The organism is Enterobacter cloacae complex sp. HYC033_NIDB, from assembly GCF_056673335.1.
In genome coordinates this window covers 1,828,743-1,846,464 of sequence record NZ_CP115123.1, presented here as the reverse complement: position 1 = coordinate 1,846,464, position 17,722 = coordinate 1,828,743, and the positions used below count along the sequence as shown (strand labels likewise).

At 55.6% G+C, this 17,722-nt stretch carries 19 protein-coding genes; 6 read left to right on the top strand and 13 right to left on the bottom strand.

The features are described 5' to 3' along the window. Positions 1-20 precede the first annotated feature (20 nt). Both O1721_RS08705 and thiI read right to left on the bottom strand, forming a co-directional pair. On the bottom strand, positions 21-755 hold the full coding sequence (locus O1721_RS08705) for a GntR family transcriptional regulator (protein WP_032647414.1): 735 nt from the start codon (positions 753-755) through the stop codon (positions 21-23). A gap of 69 nt (positions 756-824) precedes the next feature. Next, on the bottom strand, positions 825-2,273 hold the full coding sequence (thiI, locus tag O1721_RS08700; protein ID WP_032647412.1) for a tRNA uracil 4-sulfurtransferase ThiI: 1,449 nt from the start codon (positions 2,271-2,273) through the stop codon (positions 825-827). Positions 2,274-2,451: 178 nt separating this feature from the next. Here thiI and xseB point away from each other — a divergent pair, with 178 nt between their 5' ends. The 4 genes from xseB to O1721_RS08680 all read left to right on the top strand — a co-directional run bounded on the left by xseB (position 2,452) and on the right by O1721_RS08680 (position 6,518). Continuing rightward, positions 2,452-2,694, top strand: a complete 243-nt coding sequence (xseB, locus tag O1721_RS08695) for an exodeoxyribonuclease VII small subunit (protein WP_015571292.1) — start codon at positions 2,452-2,454, stop codon at positions 2,692-2,694. Next, positions 2,695-3,594, top strand: coding sequence for a (2E,6E)-farnesyl diphosphate synthase (gene ispA / locus O1721_RS08690; RefSeq protein WP_032647410.1), 900 nt, complete (start codon positions 2,695-2,697; stop codon positions 3,592-3,594). Positions 3,595-3,618: 24 nt separating this feature from the next. Beyond that, a complete protein-coding gene (gene dxs / locus O1721_RS08685; RefSeq protein WP_015571294.1) occupies positions 3,619-5,481 on the top strand; it encodes a 1-deoxy-D-xylulose-5-phosphate synthase in 1,863 nt (620 codons plus the stop codon). Between the two features lie 62 nt (positions 5,482-5,543). Then, positions 5,544-6,518, top strand: a complete 975-nt coding sequence (locus tag O1721_RS08680; RefSeq protein WP_032647408.1) for an aldo/keto reductase — start codon at positions 5,544-5,546, stop codon at positions 6,516-6,518. A gap of 90 nt (positions 6,519-6,608) precedes the next feature. Here the strand turns inward: O1721_RS08680 and thiL are convergent, their stop codons facing one another. From thiL to nrdR, 5 genes are all read right to left on the bottom strand, one after another. Then, positions 6,609-7,580: a thiamine-phosphate kinase gene (thiL, locus tag O1721_RS08675; RefSeq protein WP_023296013.1), complete on the bottom strand. Its 972-nt coding sequence runs from the start codon at positions 7,578-7,580 to the stop codon at positions 6,609-6,611. 78 nt (positions 7,581-7,658) lie between these two features. After that, a complete protein-coding gene (gene nusB, locus O1721_RS08670; protein ID WP_006809908.1) occupies positions 7,659-8,078 on the bottom strand; it encodes a transcription antitermination factor NusB in 420 nt (139 codons plus the stop codon). A 21-nt stretch (positions 8,079-8,099) separates the two neighbouring features. Further along, positions 8,100-8,570: a 6,7-dimethyl-8-ribityllumazine synthase gene (gene ribH / locus O1721_RS08665; protein WP_003859098.1), complete on the bottom strand. Its 471-nt coding sequence runs from the start codon at positions 8,568-8,570 to the stop codon at positions 8,100-8,102. A gap of 87 nt (positions 8,571-8,657) precedes the next feature. Beyond that, entirely contained in the window at positions 8,658-9,761 is a 1,104-nt protein-coding gene (gene ribD / locus O1721_RS08660; RefSeq protein WP_017383169.1) for a bifunctional diaminohydroxyphosphoribosylaminopyrimidine deaminase/5-amino-6-(5-phosphoribosylamino)uracil reductase RibD, read from the bottom strand. A gap of 4 nt (positions 9,762-9,765) precedes the next feature. Then, complete coding sequence (gene nrdR / locus O1721_RS08655; protein ID WP_003859099.1) at positions 9,766-10,215, bottom strand: transcriptional regulator NrdR; 450 nt, start codon at positions 10,213-10,215, stop codon at positions 9,766-9,768. Between the two features lie 152 nt (positions 10,216-10,367). Here nrdR and O1721_RS08650 point away from each other — a divergent pair, with 152 nt between their 5' ends. Continuing rightward, the gene (locus tag O1721_RS08650) at positions 10,368-10,907 is read left to right on the top strand and encodes a SadB/YajI family lipoprotein (protein WP_032649957.1); all 540 of its coding nucleotides are present in this window, start codon (positions 10,368-10,370) and stop codon (positions 10,905-10,907) included. 268 nt (positions 10,908-11,175) lie between these two features. Next, the gene (locus O1721_RS08645) at positions 11,176-12,060 is read left to right on the top strand and encodes a nucleoside-specific channel-forming protein Tsx (protein WP_026080602.1); all 885 of its coding nucleotides are present in this window, start codon (positions 11,176-11,178) and stop codon (positions 12,058-12,060) included. An 88-nt stretch (positions 12,061-12,148) separates the two neighbouring features. Here the strand turns inward: O1721_RS08645 and O1721_RS08640 are convergent, their stop codons facing one another. The 6 genes from O1721_RS08640 to tgt all read right to left on the bottom strand — a co-directional run bounded on the left by O1721_RS08640 (position 12,149) and on the right by tgt (position 17,683). Continuing rightward, the gene (locus O1721_RS08640; RefSeq protein ID WP_017383166.1) at positions 12,149-12,829 is read right to left on the bottom strand and encodes a helix-turn-helix transcriptional regulator; all 681 of its coding nucleotides are present in this window, start codon (positions 12,827-12,829) and stop codon (positions 12,149-12,151) included. A gap of 10 nt (positions 12,830-12,839) precedes the next feature. Then, complete coding sequence (locus O1721_RS08635) at positions 12,840-13,205, bottom strand: VOC family protein (protein WP_017383165.1); 366 nt, start codon at positions 13,203-13,205, stop codon at positions 12,840-12,842. Positions 13,206-13,343: 138 nt separating this feature from the next. Continuing rightward, complete coding sequence (gene secF, locus O1721_RS08630; RefSeq protein ID WP_003859105.1) at positions 13,344-14,315, bottom strand: protein translocase subunit SecF; 972 nt, start codon at positions 14,313-14,315, stop codon at positions 13,344-13,346. Between the two features lie 10 nt (positions 14,316-14,325). Beyond that, a complete protein-coding gene (secD, locus tag O1721_RS08625; protein WP_017383164.1) occupies positions 14,326-16,173 on the bottom strand; it encodes a protein translocase subunit SecD in 1,848 nt (615 codons plus the stop codon). 27 nt (positions 16,174-16,200) lie between these two features. Next, on the bottom strand, positions 16,201-16,533 hold the full coding sequence (yajC, locus tag O1721_RS08620) for a preprotein translocase subunit YajC (protein ID WP_003859109.1): 333 nt from the start codon (positions 16,531-16,533) through the stop codon (positions 16,201-16,203). A 22-nt stretch (positions 16,534-16,555) separates the two neighbouring features. After that, positions 16,556-17,683, bottom strand: coding sequence for a tRNA guanosine(34) transglycosylase Tgt (tgt, locus tag O1721_RS08615; protein ID WP_015571303.1), 1,128 nt, complete (start codon positions 17,681-17,683; stop codon positions 16,556-16,558). Positions 17,684-17,722 lie beyond the last annotated feature (39 nt).

The window sequence follows — 17,722 nt, the reverse complement described above, 5'->3', positions numbered from 1 at the left end:
AACAGGCGCTGATGCGCCTGTTATCGTTTGATGTGCATATTCTTGACGCGGAAAATATCTGCCCGGTTGTAGCTGATGGAGAAGTTAAATGCTCTACCGTCATCGAGGCGCGTGACTTCGGTAATTTTCAACATCGGCTGGCCTGGCAGAATATTGAGATGGGCCGCCAGCTCCTCATCAAAAAGATCCGCTTCAATCAGTGAATCGGCGTCGCTGATTTTCTTACCGGTAAAGTCTTCAATATAGCCATACAGCGATCCCACTTCGAGAATAGCCTGCGGAACAGTGGCAACAACCTTGTGAGGAATATTGCTGTCTTCAATTAACACCGGCTGTCCGTCCAGTAAACGGATACGGCGAATAAACCAGACATCATCACCCTGCGCAATTTCGAGGTGCTGTGCCAGCGCCGCGTCGGCGTGAAGGGTCGTCAACGTCAGCAAGCGGCTGGTTACGTTGACCCGCCCCTGAAATTCACGGGAAAACCCGAGAATACTGTCACTCTTTTCATTATTCAGAATGTAAGTATTGCTGGCAGTATTCTTTAAAACAAACATGCCCTTGCCGTGTATACGCTCGATATACCCTTCCTGTACCAGCATCGCCATGGCTTTCTGAACCGTTACGCGCGTAACGTCATAAATACCGGCAAGATCGCGCTCCGACGGAATGCTTTCGCCCTTTTTGTAGACTTCATTGAGAATATCTTTTTTGATTCTCTCTTTGATTTCCCAGTACTTATGTTTTTTTTCCATTGTCGATTACCCGGCCAAAAAGAGCATAGAATCGCAGGCCCGGTAGCGCTCGCGCCACCGGGCGAGAAACTACGGGCGATACACCTTCACGTTCGCGAAGCCCTGCTCACGCAGATACAGCGCCTGCAAACGGCTCATGACCCCACGTTCGCACCACAGCAGATACGTTTTGCTCTGGTCGAGATCGCCAAACTGGGTGCTCAGCTTGTAGAACGGCAGCGAAACCACCTTGACGCCTTTCACCTGCAACGGCTTGTCATCCTGCTCATCAACAGAACGGATATCCAGAATCGTATCGTTAGCACCGAAGCCGCTGACCGTCTCCACCTCAACCACTTCCTGCTCGGTCTGCTGAGCGATCTCACGGATATCGATGTTGGACGCTTCCGCCACCACTTTTTCCAGGATGCTGAAATCGAAGTTCTCTTCTTCCGCTTCGATCTTCGCCTTCACCGCTTTGATGGTTGGACTTTTTGAGATCACACCGCAATATTCCGGCATGGTGCGGGCAAAATCTTCAGTACCTATTTTACGCGCCAGATCGATGATGTGCTCTTTATCGTGAGAGATCAGCGGACGCAGGATCAGCGTATCAGACACGTTATCGATAAGACGCAAGTTGGTAAGCGTCTGGCTGGAGACCTGCCCCAGCGCTTCACCGGTGACCAGCGCCTGCACGCCGTAGCGTTCAGCCACTTTAGACGCCGCACGTACCATCATGCGCTTCAGCACCACGCCCATCTGGCCGTCGTCCACTTTTTCGAGGATTTCGCCCACCACCGGCTCAAAGTTGATCGCCACAAAACGCACGCGGTGAGAGCTGCCGAAGCGGTTCCACAGGTAATGCGCCACCTGACGTACGCCGATTTCATGCGCCGCGCCGCCCAGGTTAAAGAAGCAGTAGTGCACGCGGCAGCCACGACGCATCAGCATATAGCTGGAAACGCCGGAGTCGAACCCGCCGGAGATCAGCGACAGCACATCTTCCTGAGTGCCGATAGGGAAACCGCCAATACCTTCATAACGACCCTTGACCAGCAGCAGGCGATCGTTTTCGATCTCAAGGTTAACGGTGACGTCCGGGTTAGTCAGGCGCACGCGCGCCGTTTCAACGTGCTGGTTCAGACCACCACCGACGTAGCGCTCAACCTCAATAGAGCTAAACTCATGCTTACCCCGGCGCTTCACGCGCACGCAGAACGTTTTCCCTTCGATCTGGTCGCGGTACTGCACCAGCGCCTTTTCGAAGATATCGTGCATATCGGTGAAGGGAACGTCTTCCACTTCCAGAATATGGTGAATACCCGGGATACGGGTCAGCGCGTCGCGAATATCAAGACGTTTGTTTTCGTCTTTCGCGCGGACTTCTACGTGGTCCCAGTGACGCACCACGGCGAGCGTTTCGTCGTAGTGTTTTAATACGTTACGAATGTTCCCGGTGAGAATTTTAATAAAGCGCAAACGCACGGATTGGCTTTTGATGGTGATTTCAGGGAACAATTTAATGATAAACTTCATGGCGGCAATGTTTCTTAGGCAAGCTTATAAAGGCTTGTAGTGGAAAATGATACAGCAGCCCACACCCGTGGCTGCATCCAGGCGCGCAAGTATACCACCATCGCGCCACTCGCGTTATTTGATAATTGCCCCGAGTCCGTTACCATGTCAGGGCGAAAAATTTAAGAGTCAATTCACTATGCCGAAGAAAAACGACGCACCGGCCAGTTTCGAAACTGCGCTGAGTGAACTGGAGCAGATCGTTATCCGTCTTGAGAGCGGCGATCTCCCGCTGGAAGACGCGCTCAACGAATTTGAACGCGGCGTGCAGCTCGCGCGCCAGGGGCAGGTAAAACTCCAGCAGGCCGAGCAGCGTGTGCAGATCCTGCTTTCCGACAGCGAAGACGCTAAAACCACGCCATTCACACCGGACGCCGAGTAAATGGATTTTTCCAACGCGCTTCAGGCGCGCGTCATCCGCGCCAACGATGCGCTGCGCCGATTCATTGAGCCGCAGCCTTTTCAGAACACTCCACTGGTTGAAGCCATGCACTATGGCGCACTCTTGGGGGGTAAACGCCTGCGTCCGTTCCTGGTGTATGCCACGGGCAATATGTTCGGTATCAGCGATAACACGCTGGACGCCCCGGCAGCCGCCGTGGAGTGTATCCACGCCTATTCGCTGATCCACGATGATTTGCCGGCCATGGACGATGACGATCTGCGTCGCGGTCAGCCAACCTGCCATATCAAATTTGGCGAAGCGAATGCCATTCTGGCGGGGGATGCGCTGCAAACCCTGGCCTTCTCCATTCTGAGCGATGCGCCGATGGTTGAGGTGAACGATCGCGATCGTCTGGCAATGGTGTCCGAACTGGCAATGGCCAGCGGCGTCGCCGGGATGTGCGGCGGCCAGGCGCTGGATTTGGAGGCTGAAGGTCGTCAGGTTACTCTGGAACAGCTGGAGCGCATCCACCGTCACAAAACGGGCGCACTGATTCGTGCAGCCGTTCGCCTGGGCGCGCTGAGCGCGGGTGAACGCGGGCGTAAAGCCCTGCCGATTCTGGACAGATACGCAGAAAGTATCGGTCTGGCATTCCAGGTTCAGGATGACATTCTGGATGTGGTGGGCGATACTGCAACATTGGGAAAACGTCAGGGTGCGGATCAGCAGCTTGGCAAAAGTACCTACCCCGCCCTGTTGGGCCTTGAGCATGCCCAACGTAAAGCCCGGGATCTGATAGACGATGCCCGCCGGTCGCTGAATGAGCTGGCCGCGCAATCGCTGGATACCTCGGCACTGGAAGCGCTAGCGGACTACATAATCCAGCGTGATAAATAAACTATAAATCTCGATGAGCCTTTGATGAGTTTTGATATTGCCAAATACCCGACACTGGCGTTAGTTGACTCCACTCAGGAGTTACGTCTGTTGCCGAAAGAGAGTCTGCCGAAGCTGTGTGACGAGCTGCGTCGCTACCTGCTCGACAGCGTTAGCCGCTCCAGCGGCCACTTCGCCTCCGGACTTGGCACGGTTGAGCTGACCGTGGCGTTGCATTACGTCTATAACACGCCGTTCGATCAGCTGATCTGGGATGTAGGCCACCAGGCCTATCCGCACAAAATTCTGACCGGACGTCGCGATAAAATTGGCACCATTCGCCAGAAAGGGGGCCTGCACCCGTTCCCGTGGCGCGGCGAGAGTGAATATGATGTGTTAAGCGTCGGCCACTCTTCCACCTCCATTTCTGCGGGCATTGGTATTGCCGTTGCCGCCGAAAAAGAGAATAAACAACGCCGCACCGTCTGCGTGATTGGCGACGGGGCGATCACCGCCGGGATGGCCTTTGAGGCCATGAACCACGCGGGCGATATCAAACCGGACATGCTGGTGATCCTCAACGATAACGAAATGTCGATCTCCGAGAACGTCGGCGCGCTGAATAACCATCTGGCGCAGCTGCTGTCCGGCAAGCTTTACTCCTCACTGCGTGAAGGCGGTAAAAAAGTCTTCTCCGGCGTACCGCCGATTAAAGAGCTGCTTAAGCGTACCGAAGAACACATCAAAGGCATGGTCGTGCCGGGTACGCTGTTCGAAGAGCTGGGCTTTAACTATATTGGCCCGGTGGACGGCCACGATGTGCTGGGCCTGGTGACGACGCTTAAAAACATGCGCGACCTGAAAGGCCCGCAGTTCCTGCATATCATGACCAAAAAAGGGCGTGGTTACGAACCGGCGGAAAAAGATCCGATCACCTTCCACGCGGTGCCTAAGTTCGACCATACCAGCGGCTGCCTGCCGAAAAGCAGCGGCGGGATGCCAAGCTACTCAAAAATCTTTGGCGACTGGCTGTGCGAAACGGCGGCGAAAGACAACATGCTGATGGCGGTGACGCCTGCCATGCGTGAAGGCTCCGGCATGGTGGAGTTTTCCAAAAAATACCCGGACCAGTATTTCGACGTGGCTATCGCCGAGCAGCACGCGGTAACCTTTGCTGCGGGCCTGGCGATTGGCGGCTACAAGCCGGTGGTAGCGATCTACTCTACCTTCCTGCAACGCGCCTACGATCAGGTTATCCATGACGTTGCCATTCAGAAGCTGCCGGTGCTGTTTGCTATCGATCGCGCGGGCATTGTGGGGGCTGATGGCCAGACGCACCAGGGCGCGTTTGATCTCTCCTTCCTGCGCTGCATCCCTGATATGGTGATCATGACGCCAAGCGACGAAAACGAGTGTCGTCAGATGCTGTATACCGGTTACCACTATCAGGACGGCCCCTGCGCGGTACGTTATCCACGCGGTAATGCCCTTGGCGTTGAATTACAGCCGCTGGAAAAACTGGATATCGGTAAAGGTCTGGTGAAACGCCGCGGTGAAAAAGTGGCGATCCTGAACTTTGGTACGTTGATGCCGGAAGCGGCAAAAGTCGCTGAAAACCTGAATGCGACGCTGGTCGATATGCGCTTCGTGAAGCCGCTCGATGAATCTCTGATTCTGAGCATGGCGGAAAGCCATGACGTGCTGGTCACGCTGGAAGAGAACGCCATCATGGGTGGCGCGGGTAGCGGCGTGAACGAAGTGCTTATGGCGAACCGTAAAGCCGTTCCGGTGCTTAATCTCGGCCTCCCTGACCACTTCATCCCGCAAGGCACCCAGGATGAGGCGCGCGCCGACATTGGTCTGGACGCCGCCGGTATCGAAGCTAAAATCCGCACCTGGCTGGCCTGATCCCTCCCCTTTTCTGCTCCTGCTATGCTTAAACGTATTGTTTAAACAGCAGGAGCGGAACCATGCAATACACGACATTAGGAAAAACGGACCTTAAGGTGTCCCGGCTTTGCCTGGGATGCATGACGTTTGGCGAGCCTGACCGGGGAAATCATGCCTGGACGCTGCCGGAAGAGAGCAGCCGCCCTATCATCAAGCGCGCCATTGACGGCGGCATCAACTTCTTCGATACCGCCAACAGCTACTCAGACGGCAGCAGCGAAGAGATTGTGGGCCGCGCCCTGCGAGATTTTGCCCGTCGTGATGACGTTGTGGTCGCCACTAAGGTGTACTACCCGTCAGGCGATCTGGCGGAAGGCCTTTCTCGCGCGCAGATCCTGCGTTCCATTGATGACAGCCTCAGACGCCTGAACATGGATTACGTCGACCTGCTGCAAATCCACCGCTGGGATTACAACACCCCGATCGAAGAGACGCTTGAAGCGTTAAACGACGTTGTGAAAGCCGGTAAAGCGCGCTACATCGGTGCATCGTCCATGCATGCCTCACAGTTTGCCAAGGCGCTCGATCTCCAGGCGCAGCACGGCTGGGCGCGCTTTGTCACCATGCAGGATCACTACAACCTGATTTACCGGGAAGAAGAGCGCGAGATGCTGCCGCTCTGCTACCAGGAAGGCGTGGCGGTGATCCCGTGGAGCCCGCTGGCGCGCGGAAGGTTAACCCGTCCGTGGGGGGAAACTACCGCCCGGCTGGTATCGGATGAAGTGGGTAAAAACCTGTATGACGATACAGAAGCCAGCGATGCGTTAATTGCCGAACGCTTAGCCGGGATCGCCGACGATATCGGTGCAACGCGCGCGCAGGTGGCGCTGGCGTGGCTGCTGAGCAAGCGCGGTGTCGCCGCGCCGATTGTGGGCACGTCGCGGGAAGAACAGCTGGATGAGTTGTTGAGTGCGGTGGACTTATCGTTGACGCCGGAGCAGATTGCCGAGCTGGAGACGCCGTATCAGCAGCATCCGGCGGTAGGGTTTAAGTAAACACTTGCCGGGTGGCGCTACGCTTACCCGGCCTACAAATAAAGTGCGATCGTAGGCCGGGTAAGGCGAAGCCGCCACCCGGCAAAACACTCACCCAAAGTGATCGTACCCTTTCCAGTCAAGCGTAACCGGGGCGCCGTCGCGGACAAACAGCAACCCTTCACTTTCCGGCATCACCTGCCCGATGCAGGTAAATTTCGCGCCGAGATGCGCTAGCGCCACATCCAGCGTCCCGCGATTCAGCTCAGGCACGGTGAAGCACAGCTCATAATCTTCTCCACCGGATAACGCCCAGCGCAGCGCCTGTTCAGGTTCGACATGGCGAAGCAGTTGCTCCGACAGCGGGAACAGATCCAGGTCAACGCGTGCGCCCACGCCGCTGGCCTTCAGGATATGGCCGAGATCGGAGATCAGCCCGTCAGACAAATCGATAGCCGAACTGGCCCGCTCGCGCAGCGCCTGACCGTGCAGAATACGCGGCGTTGGCCGCAGATGGCGCTTCACCAGATACGCCGCATCGTCAGCATCTTCAACCGTTAAACGGTTCTGAAGGATGGCCAGCCCTGCCGCGCTGTCGCCCGGCGTACCGGTCACGTAGATCCAGTCGCCTGGTTTTGCACCCGAGCGCTTCAGCGCGCGCCCGGCAGGCACATAGCCGTGGATTGCCAGGGTCATGGACAGCGGACCGGCGGTGGTATCACCGCCAATCAGCTGCATATCGTAATAATTCAGCTGTTCAAACAGGGCATCGCTGAAGGCTTCAAGCCAGGCTTCATCCACCTCCGGCAGGGTCAGAGCCAGCGTCAGCCAGGCCGGGTCGGCGCCCATTGCCGCCAGATCGCTGACGTTCACCGCCAGCGCTTTATACGCCAGATCGGCAGGATCGATATCCGGCAGGAAATGACGCCCACACACTAAGGTGTCGGTACTGATTGCCAGCGTCTGTTTTTCGGGAATATTGAGAAGTGCGCAGTCATCGCCAATGCCGGTTTCAACATCAAGACGAGAGGTTCTGACACGGTCGAAATAACGGGCAATCAGGGAGAATTCGCCGCATGCCATACGTTATGCCTCAGCAAATTAAATAAAAAAACCGGAGCCGCACTGCCAAAAAGGCAATGCAAGACTCCGGTTTGCGGATCACTTTTTGTGGGGACGGATCGCAGGTGCGGCTTTATCCAGCACGCCGTTAACAAACTTGTGGCTGTCTTCAGCGCCGAAGGTTTTCGCCAGTTCGATCGCTTCGTTGATGGCCACTTTGTACGGCACATCATCACGTTTAGACAGCTCAAACAGCGCGATACGCAACACTGCTTTTTCGACCTGGCCCAGCTCTTCGAGCAGACGGGACAGGTATGGCTTCATCAGACCATCGAGATACGCGCTATTAGTCGCCACTCCCGACAGCAGTTCACGGAAGTACAGAACGTCAACGTCTTTCACGTCCTGTTCTGACAGGAACTGGTATTCAACATCAGCGATGTCGTTCTGGGACAACTGCCAGGAGTAAAGTGCCTGGACGGCACATTCACGGGCGCGGCGACGAGCAGCAGGTTTCACGGAATTCCCCTTACAAAAAAATCAGGCCTTGATGGCTTTCAATACATTGATCATTTCAAGCGCGGTCAGTGCAGCTTCTGCACCTTTGTTACCGGCTTTAGTGCCAGCACGTTCGATGGCTTGTTCAATACTTTCGGTGGTCAGCACGCCGAACGCGACAGGGATTTCAGCATCCTGTGCAACGTGTGCCAGACCGTTGCTTGCACCGCCCGCAACGTATTCGAAGTGCGCAGTGCCGCCACGAATAACGGTACCCAGCGCAATCACCGCGTCGTATTTACCGGTTTTCGCCAGCGCGCCCGCTGCCAGTGGCAGTTCGTAAGCACCTGGTACCCAAACGACGGTAATGTTGTCATCTTTAACCTGGCCGATACGTTTCAGGGCGTCAACCGCACCTTCCAGCAGGCTATCGTTGATGAAGTTGTTGAAACGCGCAATGGTGATGGCGACGCGAGCGTCCGGGGTAGCTACAGCAGCTTCAATAATGTTCATACTCTTCCTTTACGGGTTCATTTGGCCCCGCAGGGGGGCGGATTTTATCATAATACTTTGCGCACTGCTTCCCTATTTCAGGAGCAATTACGCTGTCGTTAAATGGAGGCAGACATCCGGGCCTACCGGACGAATCTCGCTGAATGAGAGTTGCGGCGCATCGGCCAGTTTTTCAAGGCCGGGCAGCACAAACAGGCCGCGCGCGTCATTACCTAACAGTTTAGGCGCAACGTAGACGAGAAGCTCATCCACCAGCCCCGCCTGAAGCAGTGCGCCGGCGAGCGTCGGACCGGCTTCAACCCAGATGCTGTTGACCTGCTGTTTGCCGAGCAACATCATCAGCACCACGAGATCGAGATGCCCGTTATGTTCCGGCACCATAATGCTGCGCACGCCTTCCGGCCACTCGCGCGTATCTTCTTTGGTGCGGGCAATCCAGGTTTCACCCGGCTGCTGCACGATGCGGTGCTCCGGCGTCACGCGGTTCTGGCTATCAACAATAATGCGCAGCGGCTGACGCAGGTTCTCCTGCGGATAGAGCGCCTGCGTATCCGCATTCAGCTCTTCCCAGCGCACGGTCATGGCCGGATCGTCAGCCAGTACCGTTTCACTGCTGGTGAGAATAGCATGGCTTTGCGCGCGCAGACGTTGCACATCGCGCCTTGCCTGCGGCGAGGTGATCCACTGGCTCTCGCCGTTCGCCATCGCCGTGCGGCCATCCAGTGACGCGCCAAGCTTAAGCTGGATAAACGGGAAGCCGGTGCGCATACGCTTCAGGAAGCCTTTGTTGATGTTTTCGGCATCCTGCATCATCAGGCCGTGGCTGACGTCGATGCCTTCCTGTTGCAGACGATACAGCCCGCGGCCCGCCACCTGCGGATTAGGATCCTGCATGGCGGCGACAACGCGCGAGACGCCCGCCGCAATCAGCGCCTCACAGCACGGCGGCGTACGTCCGTGATGGCTGCATGGCTCCAGCGTCACATAGGCCGTCGCGCCACGCGCTTTCTCACCCGCCATGCGCAGGGCATGCACTTCAGCATGCGGCTCGCCTGCGCGGTAGTGAAAACCTTCCCCCACGATCTCGCCATCTTTAACAATGACGCACCCGACATTGGGGTTAGGGTGAGTGGTAAACCGACCGCGCTGCGCCAGCTTCATGGCGCGCGCCATGTACATCTCATCGTGCATGGGCTTAATCCTGTAAGCGGGCGATCTCTTCGCCAAACTCTTTGATGTCTTCGAAGCTGCGGTAAACGGAGGCAAAGCGGATATAGGCGACTTTATCGAGCTTCTTCAGCTGTTCCATCACCAGATTGCCGATCATTTTGCTCGGCACTTCGCGCTCGCCTAACCCCCGCAGATAAGATTTAATATGGTTTAACGCCATTTCGACGTCATCGGAGCTGACGGGCCGTTTTTCCAGCGCCTTGAGCATCCCGCTACGCAGTTTCTCTTCATTGAACGGTTCGCGCACATCGTTACTTTTTACCACGCGCGGCATTACCAGCTCTGCCACTTCAAAGGTGGTAAAACGCTCGTTGCACACCAGACACTGCCGACGACGACGCACGGAAGACCCTTCGCCTACAAGACGCGAGTCGATGACTTTGGTATCCACAGCGGAGCAAAATGGGCAATGCATACGATGTCCCTGTTATCTGGTTAACTGATTTCTATTTTACCCTGAACTGGCCCGACAACAAAGGAAGAGCTTTTTGAGACAAAGGATCTATGCCTGACGGCAATATCCTGTCTACCATTGCAGCAATCTGTGATTTCAAGGAATTAAACGCAATGACAAGACGTTACCTGAAAATAGTGCTGGTGGGGAGCCTGTTCACGCTCAGCGCCTGCGCACAGCAAAGCGAAGTCCGCGAGATGAAACAAAGCGTGAATACGCTTAACGTGGCGATGGACAAACTTAACAAAGAAACCGTGAAGATCACCCAGCAGAACGCGCTGAATGCCAAATCCAGCAATGGCGTTTATTTATTGCCAGGTGCAAACACGCCCGCGCGTCTGAACAGCCAGATTGGCACGCTAAAGATGTCTGTGGTGAATGTTGCAGCGAATGCCGATGGTACTCGCGCAACATTACGCATTCAGGGTGAGTCCAACGATCCGCTTCCCGCGTTCAGCGGCACCGTAGAGTGGGGCCAGATTCAGGGCACCACGGAGAGCTATCAGGAAGTGAACGTGAAGAATCAGCTCTTCACCGCCCCCGCCAGCACGCTGGCGCCGAGCGATGTTGATATCCCGCTCCAGCTGAGCGGACTGACCCCAGAACAGCTGGGCTTTATCCGTATTCACGACATTCAACCCGCCGCGCAATAACCCGCCCTTCTAGCGGAGTGAAATGTCACTCCGCTAACATTTACATTTCGTATGGATTGGCAACATAAATGATTGCCGCTACAATCCCGCCCGTCTAAAGTACGCAAACGTGAACGCAATCGATTACGTATGTGAGAGATATGTGAAACAACACATATTTTTGTGAGCAAGGATTCCTATAATAGGCTCCGCAGAAATACGAAATATTTAGAAACGCAATTCGCGCATTTTTCACTCCCGGAAGGGAATTTCAATCAGTGGCATGATTATGAAAAAAACATTACTCGCAGCCGGTGCAGTTCTGGCACTCTCCACCTCTTTCACTGTTAACGCAGCGGAAAACGACAAACCACAATACCTTTCCGACTGGTGGCATCAGAGCGTTAACGTTGTAGGCAGCTACCATACCCGTTTCGGACCGCAGATCCGTAACGATACCTACCTCGAGTACGAAGCATTCGCTAAAAAAGACTGGTTTGATTTCTATGGCTACATGGACGCACCGGTATTCTTCGGCGGTAACACCGACGCGAAAGGTATCTGGAACCACGGTTCCCCACTGTTCATGGAGATCGAACCCCGCTTCTCCATTGATAAACTGACCGGTACCAGTCTGGCGTTTGGTCCGTTCAAAGAGTGGTATTTCGCAAACAACTACATCTACGACATGGGTCGCAACAAGTCCGGTCGCCAGAGCACCTGGTACATGGGTCTGGGTACAGACATTGAGACTGGCCTGCCGATGAGCCTGTCCATGAACGTCTACGCAAAATACCAGTGGCAGAACTACGGCGCCGCGAACGAGAACGAGTGGGACGGCTACCGTTTCAAAGTGAAATACTTCGTGCCAATTACCCAACTGTGGGGCGGTAACCTGAGCTATATCGGCTTCACCAACTTTGACTGGGGTTCAGACCTGGGCGATAACGATTTCCGCGACCTGAACGGCAGAAAAGCGCGCACTAACGACTCCATCGCGTCCAGCCACATCCTGGCGCTGAACTACGATCACTGGCACTACTCTGTTGTTGCGCGTTACTGGCACAACGGTGGCCAGTGGAACGACGACGCCAGCCTGAACTTTGGCAACGGCGACTTCAGCGTTCGCTCTACCGGTTGGGGTGGTTACCTGGTCGTGGGTTACAACTTCTAATCAGTGCGGATTCCGCCCGGTGGCGCTACGCTTACCGGGCCTACGATCCGAATGTAGGCCGGGTAAGGCGTAGCCGCCCCCCGGCTTTTTACTGCCTCACCTTGCGCAAAAAATCTGCCAATGACCTGTCCGCACTCTCGCTAAACCGCCTCTCCGTCTGCACAATATTGAGGCATCGGTCGAGCCGGAAACAGCGGTAGTCATCGCGTCGCTCGCACCACGCAGCCAACAGCCAGTGCTCCCCCCAGAAGAACAGCCCAAGCGGCTGCACCTCACGCCAGGTTAACTGCCCGGCCTCATCACGATAATGCAGCGCCAGCACGCGCTGGGCGGAAATCGCCTGATGGATCACGTCGAAACCACTACGGGAATGGGGCTGAAGGGCAATATCCGGCGCGTAAATCCGCGTCTGCTCAGCTTTGCGGCGGCTCTCTTCTGGCAGGATCGCCAGCACTTTTTCCTGGGCCGACTCCAGCTCGCGCGACAGCGATTCCCCGCCCCAGGTTTTGAGCAGGCGAATCGCCACCATCAGCGCCTCGGACTCTTTGTTGGTCAGCATCAGCGGGGGTAAATCAAAACCCGACATCAGCCGATATCCGCTTCCCGCCTCGCCTTCCACCGGCACGCCGGAAAGCGACAGGTCGCGGATATCGCGGTACACCGTGCGCTCGGACACGCCAAGCCTTTCCGCCAGATGCGCTGCCGTTGTCAGACGCCTGCCCCGAAGGATCTGCACAATCTGGAACAAACGGTCAGCGCGTCGGGTCATCGGTTTACTCTCATACCGGTTGATGGAGGCCGACGCGATTACCTTCGCTGTCGGTAAACAGGGCTATAGTGCCAATGCCTTGCGGCAGTTCCAGCGGGCCAAACACGCACTCACCGCCCGCAGAAGCAATACGATCGAGCGTGGCCGCCAGATTGTCAGTATGCAGGTAAATAATAGCGCCCTGCGAAGACGGTGTAACGCCGTCAAATTTCGCCAGCGCGCCGCCGGTGGCCGGATCCTCGTGCGGGAAAATCGCCAGATCAGCCACGTCCATCTTCTCGCGCCGCAGCGCGACCTGCATCACCGACTCATAAAATTTGATGGCGCGATCCATATCGGCGACCGGAATTTCAAACCAGTTAATAACACTTTTCATACGTCCTCCTGCCTGTTGTTAGGGTTCAGAAGGAGTCTACGACAGGGCTCCTGACAGCATACTGTCAGGAGTGTTTGTGAGATGCAGACAAAAAAAATCCCGGCCAACAGGCCGGGATTTCGATACTACATAAGACTCTTACGGCAGAATGGACGGCTGATCCGCCCCTTCTTTCTCGACTTTCTGCTGGATCAGATGCTCGCGCTTCATGCCCAGCTTCAGCGCCAGTGCGGACGCGACGTAGATAGACGAGGCCGTACCGATAGACACACCGATCAGCATGGTCAGCGAGAAGCCTTCCAGCACCGGGCCACCGAACAGGAACAGCATCAGGATCACCATCAGGGTGGTGCCGGAGGTGATCAACGTACGGTGCAGCGTCTGGGTCAACGACACGTTAAAGATTTCGTACGGCGTGCCGCGACGGATCTTACGGAAGTTTTCACGAATACGGTCAGATACCACGATACTGTCGTTCAGTGAGTAACCGATAACGGACATCAGGGATGCCACAATCGTCAGGTCAATCTCAATGTGGAACAGAGACAGTATGCCCATGGTGATCACCACGTCGTGCGCCAGGGCGATAACCACGCCTGCCGCCAGTCGCCACTCAAAGCGGAAACCGACGTAAATCAGGATCGAGATCAGCGCCACCAGCAGCGCCATCGCACCGGTCTGCGCCAGGTCAGCACCAACGCTCGGGCCGACAAACTCAATACGCTTAACCGTTGCATCCTGGCTGGTCGTTTCGTTAATAACCTGGACGACCTTGCTGCCCAGCTCCTGGCTGCCGTTGGCATCGTGTACCGGCGGCATACGCACCATGATGTCGCGGCTGCTGCCGAAGTTCTGTAGCAGCGGCTCTTCAAAGCCCGCTTTTTGCAGAGACTCACGCATCTGGTCCATATCGACCGGTTTTTCCAGGGTAATTTCGATCACCGTACCACCGGTGAAATCCAGACCCCAGTTAAAGCCTTTCACGCCCATAATGACGATGGACAAGATCAGCAGAAAACCTGAAATGCCGAAGGCCCAGTAGTCCCAGCGCATAAAGTCCCAGACTTTACGGCCGTGGTTCAATTGTTCAACAGTATATTCCTGTGCCACAACGCACTCCTCAGATAGACAGCTTTTTGACGCGCTTGCCGCCGTACAGCAGGTTCACGATGGCACGGGTGCCGACAATAGCGGTAAACATCGACGTTGCGACACCGATACCGGTAGTAATCGCAAAGCCTTTGATCGCGCCAGTACCCACTGCATACAGGATAAGAACCTTAATCAGTGTTGTTACGTTCGCATCGAAGATGGAGCTGAACGCCCCTTTGTAGCCTTCTTCAATCGCCTGCTGTACAGAACGACCGTTGCTCAGCTCTTCTTTGATACGTTCGTTTATCAGTACGTTGGCGTCGACCGCCACCGCAAGGGTTAGAACGATACCCGCAATCCCCGGCATGGTCAGCGTCGCCCCCGGCAGCAGGGACATGATACCGATGATCAGCACCAGGTTGGCAATCAGCGCGGAGGTCGCAATCAGGCCGAACTTCTTATAGAAGAAGATCATGAAGATGATGGACACCGCCAGACCGGCCAGACACGCTTCCAGACCCTGTTTGATGTTCTGCATACCCAGGGTTGGACCGATGGTACGTTCTTCAACAATCTGAATTGGCGCAATCAGCGCACCGGCACGCAGCAGCAGAGAGAGCTGACGCGCTTCGTTCGGGTTGCTGATACCGGTAATACGGAAGCTGTTACCCAGACGAGACTGGATGTTGGCGATGTTAATCACCTCTTCCTCTTTCACCAGCACGGCACGGCCATTGGCGTCTTTCTTACCGCTGTCTTTGTACTCCACGAACAGGGTCGCCATCGGCTTGCCGATGTTGTCCTTGGTGAAGTTAGACATGATGTTGCCGCCTGCGCTATCCAGCGAGATGTTAACCTGCGGCTGGTTGTACTCATCCTGGCTTGAAGTGGAGTCGGTGATATGGTCACCGGTCAGGATCACGCGTTTGTACAGCACAACAGGCTGGCCTTCGCGGGTCTGTTTCACTTCGGAATCGCCCGGCACACGGCCTGAAGCCGCAGCAGCCTGGTCGACGTTGGAGTTAACCAGACGGAACTCCAGGGTCGCCGTCGCGCCCAGAATCTCTTTCGCACGGGCGGTATCCTGGATACCCGGCAGTTCGACCACGATACGGTCAGCACCCTGACGCTGTACCAGCGGCTCAGCCACGCCCAGCTGGTTTACACGGTTACGCAGAATGTTAATGTTCTGCTGAACGGCGTATTCACGTGCTTCACTCAGACGCGCGTCGGTCATTACCGCACGCAGCTGGTTGCTGCCCTGAGAGGTGATCACCAGATCGCGGTGACGCTGAGACAGATACGTCACAGCCTGATCGCGTGCCGCGCTGTCGCGGAACGTGATGCTCAGGCCGTAGTTATCTTCTTTACGTACGGTGGTGTACGGAATGCCCTTATCGCGCAGATCGCTGCGCAGGCTGTCGATATTCTGTTCCTGTAGCTTGCCGAGCGCGGTATCCATATCCACTTCCATCAGGAAGTGAACGCCGCCACGCAGGTCAAGACCCAGTTTCATTGGCTCTGCGTTCAGCGCAGCCAGCCAGCGTGGGGTTGCAGGAGCAAGGTTAAGCGCCACGACATATTTATCACCCAGCACGCCCATCAGCGCTTCACGTGCGCGGAGCTGCGTGTCGGTGGTGTCGAAGCGAGCAAGAATTGCGCCCTCTTCCAGTGCCACAGACTTAGCGGTAATTTTTTCTTCTTGTAACGTTTTCTGGACCTGGATCAGCGTTTGCTCACTGGCGGCGACACCGCGCGCGCCAGTGATTTGAACGGCCGGATCCTCACCATACAGGTTGGGAAGCGCGTACAGCAGGCCGACGATAATCACGACGACCAGCATGATGTACTTCCACAAAGGATAACGGTTTAACACGGCAGTTCCCTTTGGGAAAAGTTGGGATTACAGCGCCTTCATGGTGCCTTTCGGCAGAACGGCAGCTACGAAGTCACGTTTGATAACCACTTCAGTGGTGTCGTTGAGGGCGATAGCAATGTAGCCGTTTTCCGCTACTTTGGTTACGCGACCCACCAGACCACCATTGGTCAGGACTTCATCGCCCTTCGCGATGGAGTTCATCAGGTTTTTGTGCTCTTTAGTACGCTTCTGCTGTGGACGCAGGATCATGAAGTAGAAGATCAGACCGAACACAACCAGCATCAGAATCAGAGACATCGGGCTGCCCTGCGCTGGTGCACCCGTTGCTGCTACCGCATCAGAAATAAAAAAGCTCATTCAAATTCCCTCATTATTAAAATTAATCAACGTTCAACGGTGGAACATCCCGCCCCTGACGTTGGTAGAAATCGGTCACGAAGCTCTCTAATTTACCCTCTTCGATAGCCTTACGTAAACCAGCCATTAAGCGCTGATAATAACGAAGATTATGAATGGTATTGAGACGCGCCCCCAAAATCTCGTTGCAACGATCGAGATGATGCAGATACGCGCGAGAATAATTGCGACAGGTATAGCAATCGCACTCGGAATCGAGCGGGCTGGTGTCACTCTTATGCTTCGCGTTACGGATTTTCACCACGCCATCGGTAACGAACAGATGACCGTTACGCGCGTTTCGGGTTGGCATAACGCAGTCGAACATATCAATGCCGCGACGTACGCCTTCCACCAGATCTTCTGGTTTACCCACACCCATCAGGTATCGTGGTTTATCCGCCGGGATTTGCGGGCAGACATGCTCCAGAATGCGGTGCATGTCTTCCTTCGGCTCACCCACAGCCAAACCGCCGACAGCGTAGCCATCAAAGCCTATCTCTACCAGACCTTTAACCGAGATATCGCGTAAATCTTCGTAAACGCTGCCCTGAATAATGCCGAACAGCGCATTTTTGTTTTGCAGGGCGTCAAAACGGTCGCGGCTACGCTTCGCCCAACGCAGGGACATCTCCATGGAACGCTTGGCGTAGTCCCAGTCCGCCGGGTATGGCGTACATTCGTCGAAGATCATTACGATATCGGAGCCGAGATCGTACTGAATCTCCATAGACTTTTCCGGATCGAGGAAGATTGGATCGCCGTTGATCGGGTTACGGAAGTGTACGCCCTGCTCAGTGATCTTACGGATATCGCCCAGGCTGAAGACCTGGAAACCGCCGGAGTCGGTGAGGATCGGGCCTTTCCACTGCATGAAATCGTGCAGGTCGCCGTGGAGCTTCATAATCTCCTGGCCCGGACGCAGCCACAGGTGGAAGGTGTTGCCGAGGATAATCTGTGCGCCAGTGGCTTCAACTTCTTCCGGCGTCATTCCTTTTACGGTGCCGTACGTGCCCACAGGCATAAACGCGGGGGTTTCTACCACGCCGCGATCAAACACCAGACGACCGCGACGCGCGCGGCCATCGGTGGTATCGAGTTCAAATTTCATTTTTTCTCCGACGTCAGAAAAACAGTCCAACGTTGTAAT

Bases quoted from the DNA above. Each gene is read 5' to 3' on its own strand.
- nrdR (WP_003859099.1), bottom strand. From the start codon at position 10,215: ATGCATTGCCCATTTTGCTCCGCTGTGGATACCAAAGTCATCGACTCG.
- O1721_RS08650 (WP_032649957.1), top strand. From the start codon at position 10,368: ATGACAAGACGTTACCTGAAAATAGTGCTGGTGGGGAGCCTGTTCACG.
- O1721_RS08640 (WP_017383166.1), bottom strand. From the start codon at position 12,829: ATGACCCGACGCGCTGACCGTTTGTTCCAGATTGTGCAGATCCTTCGG.
- dxs (WP_015571294.1), top strand. From the start codon at position 3,619: ATGAGTTTTGATATTGCCAAATACCCGACACTGGCGTTAGTTGACTCC.
- tgt (WP_015571303.1), bottom strand. From the start codon at position 17,683: ATGAAATTTGAACTCGATACCACCGATGGCCGCGCGCGTCGCGGTCGT.
- thiI (WP_032647412.1), bottom strand. From the start codon at position 2,273: ATGAAGTTTATCATTAAATTGTTCCCTGAAATCACCATCAAAAGCCAA.
- xseB (WP_015571292.1), top strand. From the start codon at position 2,452: ATGCCGAAGAAAAACGACGCACCGGCCAGTTTCGAAACTGCGCTGAGT.
- O1721_RS08680 (WP_032647408.1), top strand. From the start codon at position 5,544: ATGCAATACACGACATTAGGAAAAACGGACCTTAAGGTGTCCCGGCTT.
- thiL (WP_023296013.1), bottom strand. From the start codon at position 7,580: ATGGCATGCGGCGAATTCTCCCTGATTGCCCGTTATTTCGACCGTGTC.
- O1721_RS08645 (WP_026080602.1), top strand. From the start codon at position 11,176: ATGAAAAAAACATTACTCGCAGCCGGTGCAGTTCTGGCACTCTCCACC.
- ispA (WP_032647410.1), top strand. From the start codon at position 2,695: ATGGATTTTTCCAACGCGCTTCAGGCGCGCGTCATCCGCGCCAACGAT.
- ribD (WP_017383169.1), bottom strand. From the start codon at position 9,761: ATGCACGATGAGATGTACATGGCGCGCGCCATGAAGCTGGCGCAGCGC.
- O1721_RS08705 (WP_032647414.1), bottom strand. From the start codon at position 755: ATGGAAAAAAAACATAAGTACTGGGAAATCAAAGAGAGAATCAAAAAA.
- ribH (WP_003859098.1), bottom strand. From the start codon at position 8,570: ATGAACATTATTGAAGCTGCTGTAGCTACCCCGGACGCTCGCGTCGCC.
- O1721_RS08635 (WP_017383165.1), bottom strand. From the start codon at position 13,205: ATGAAAAGTGTTATTAACTGGTTTGAAATTCCGGTCGCCGATATGGAT.
- yajC (WP_003859109.1), bottom strand. From the start codon at position 16,533: ATGAGCTTTTTTATTTCTGATGCGGTAGCAGCAACGGGTGCACCAGCG.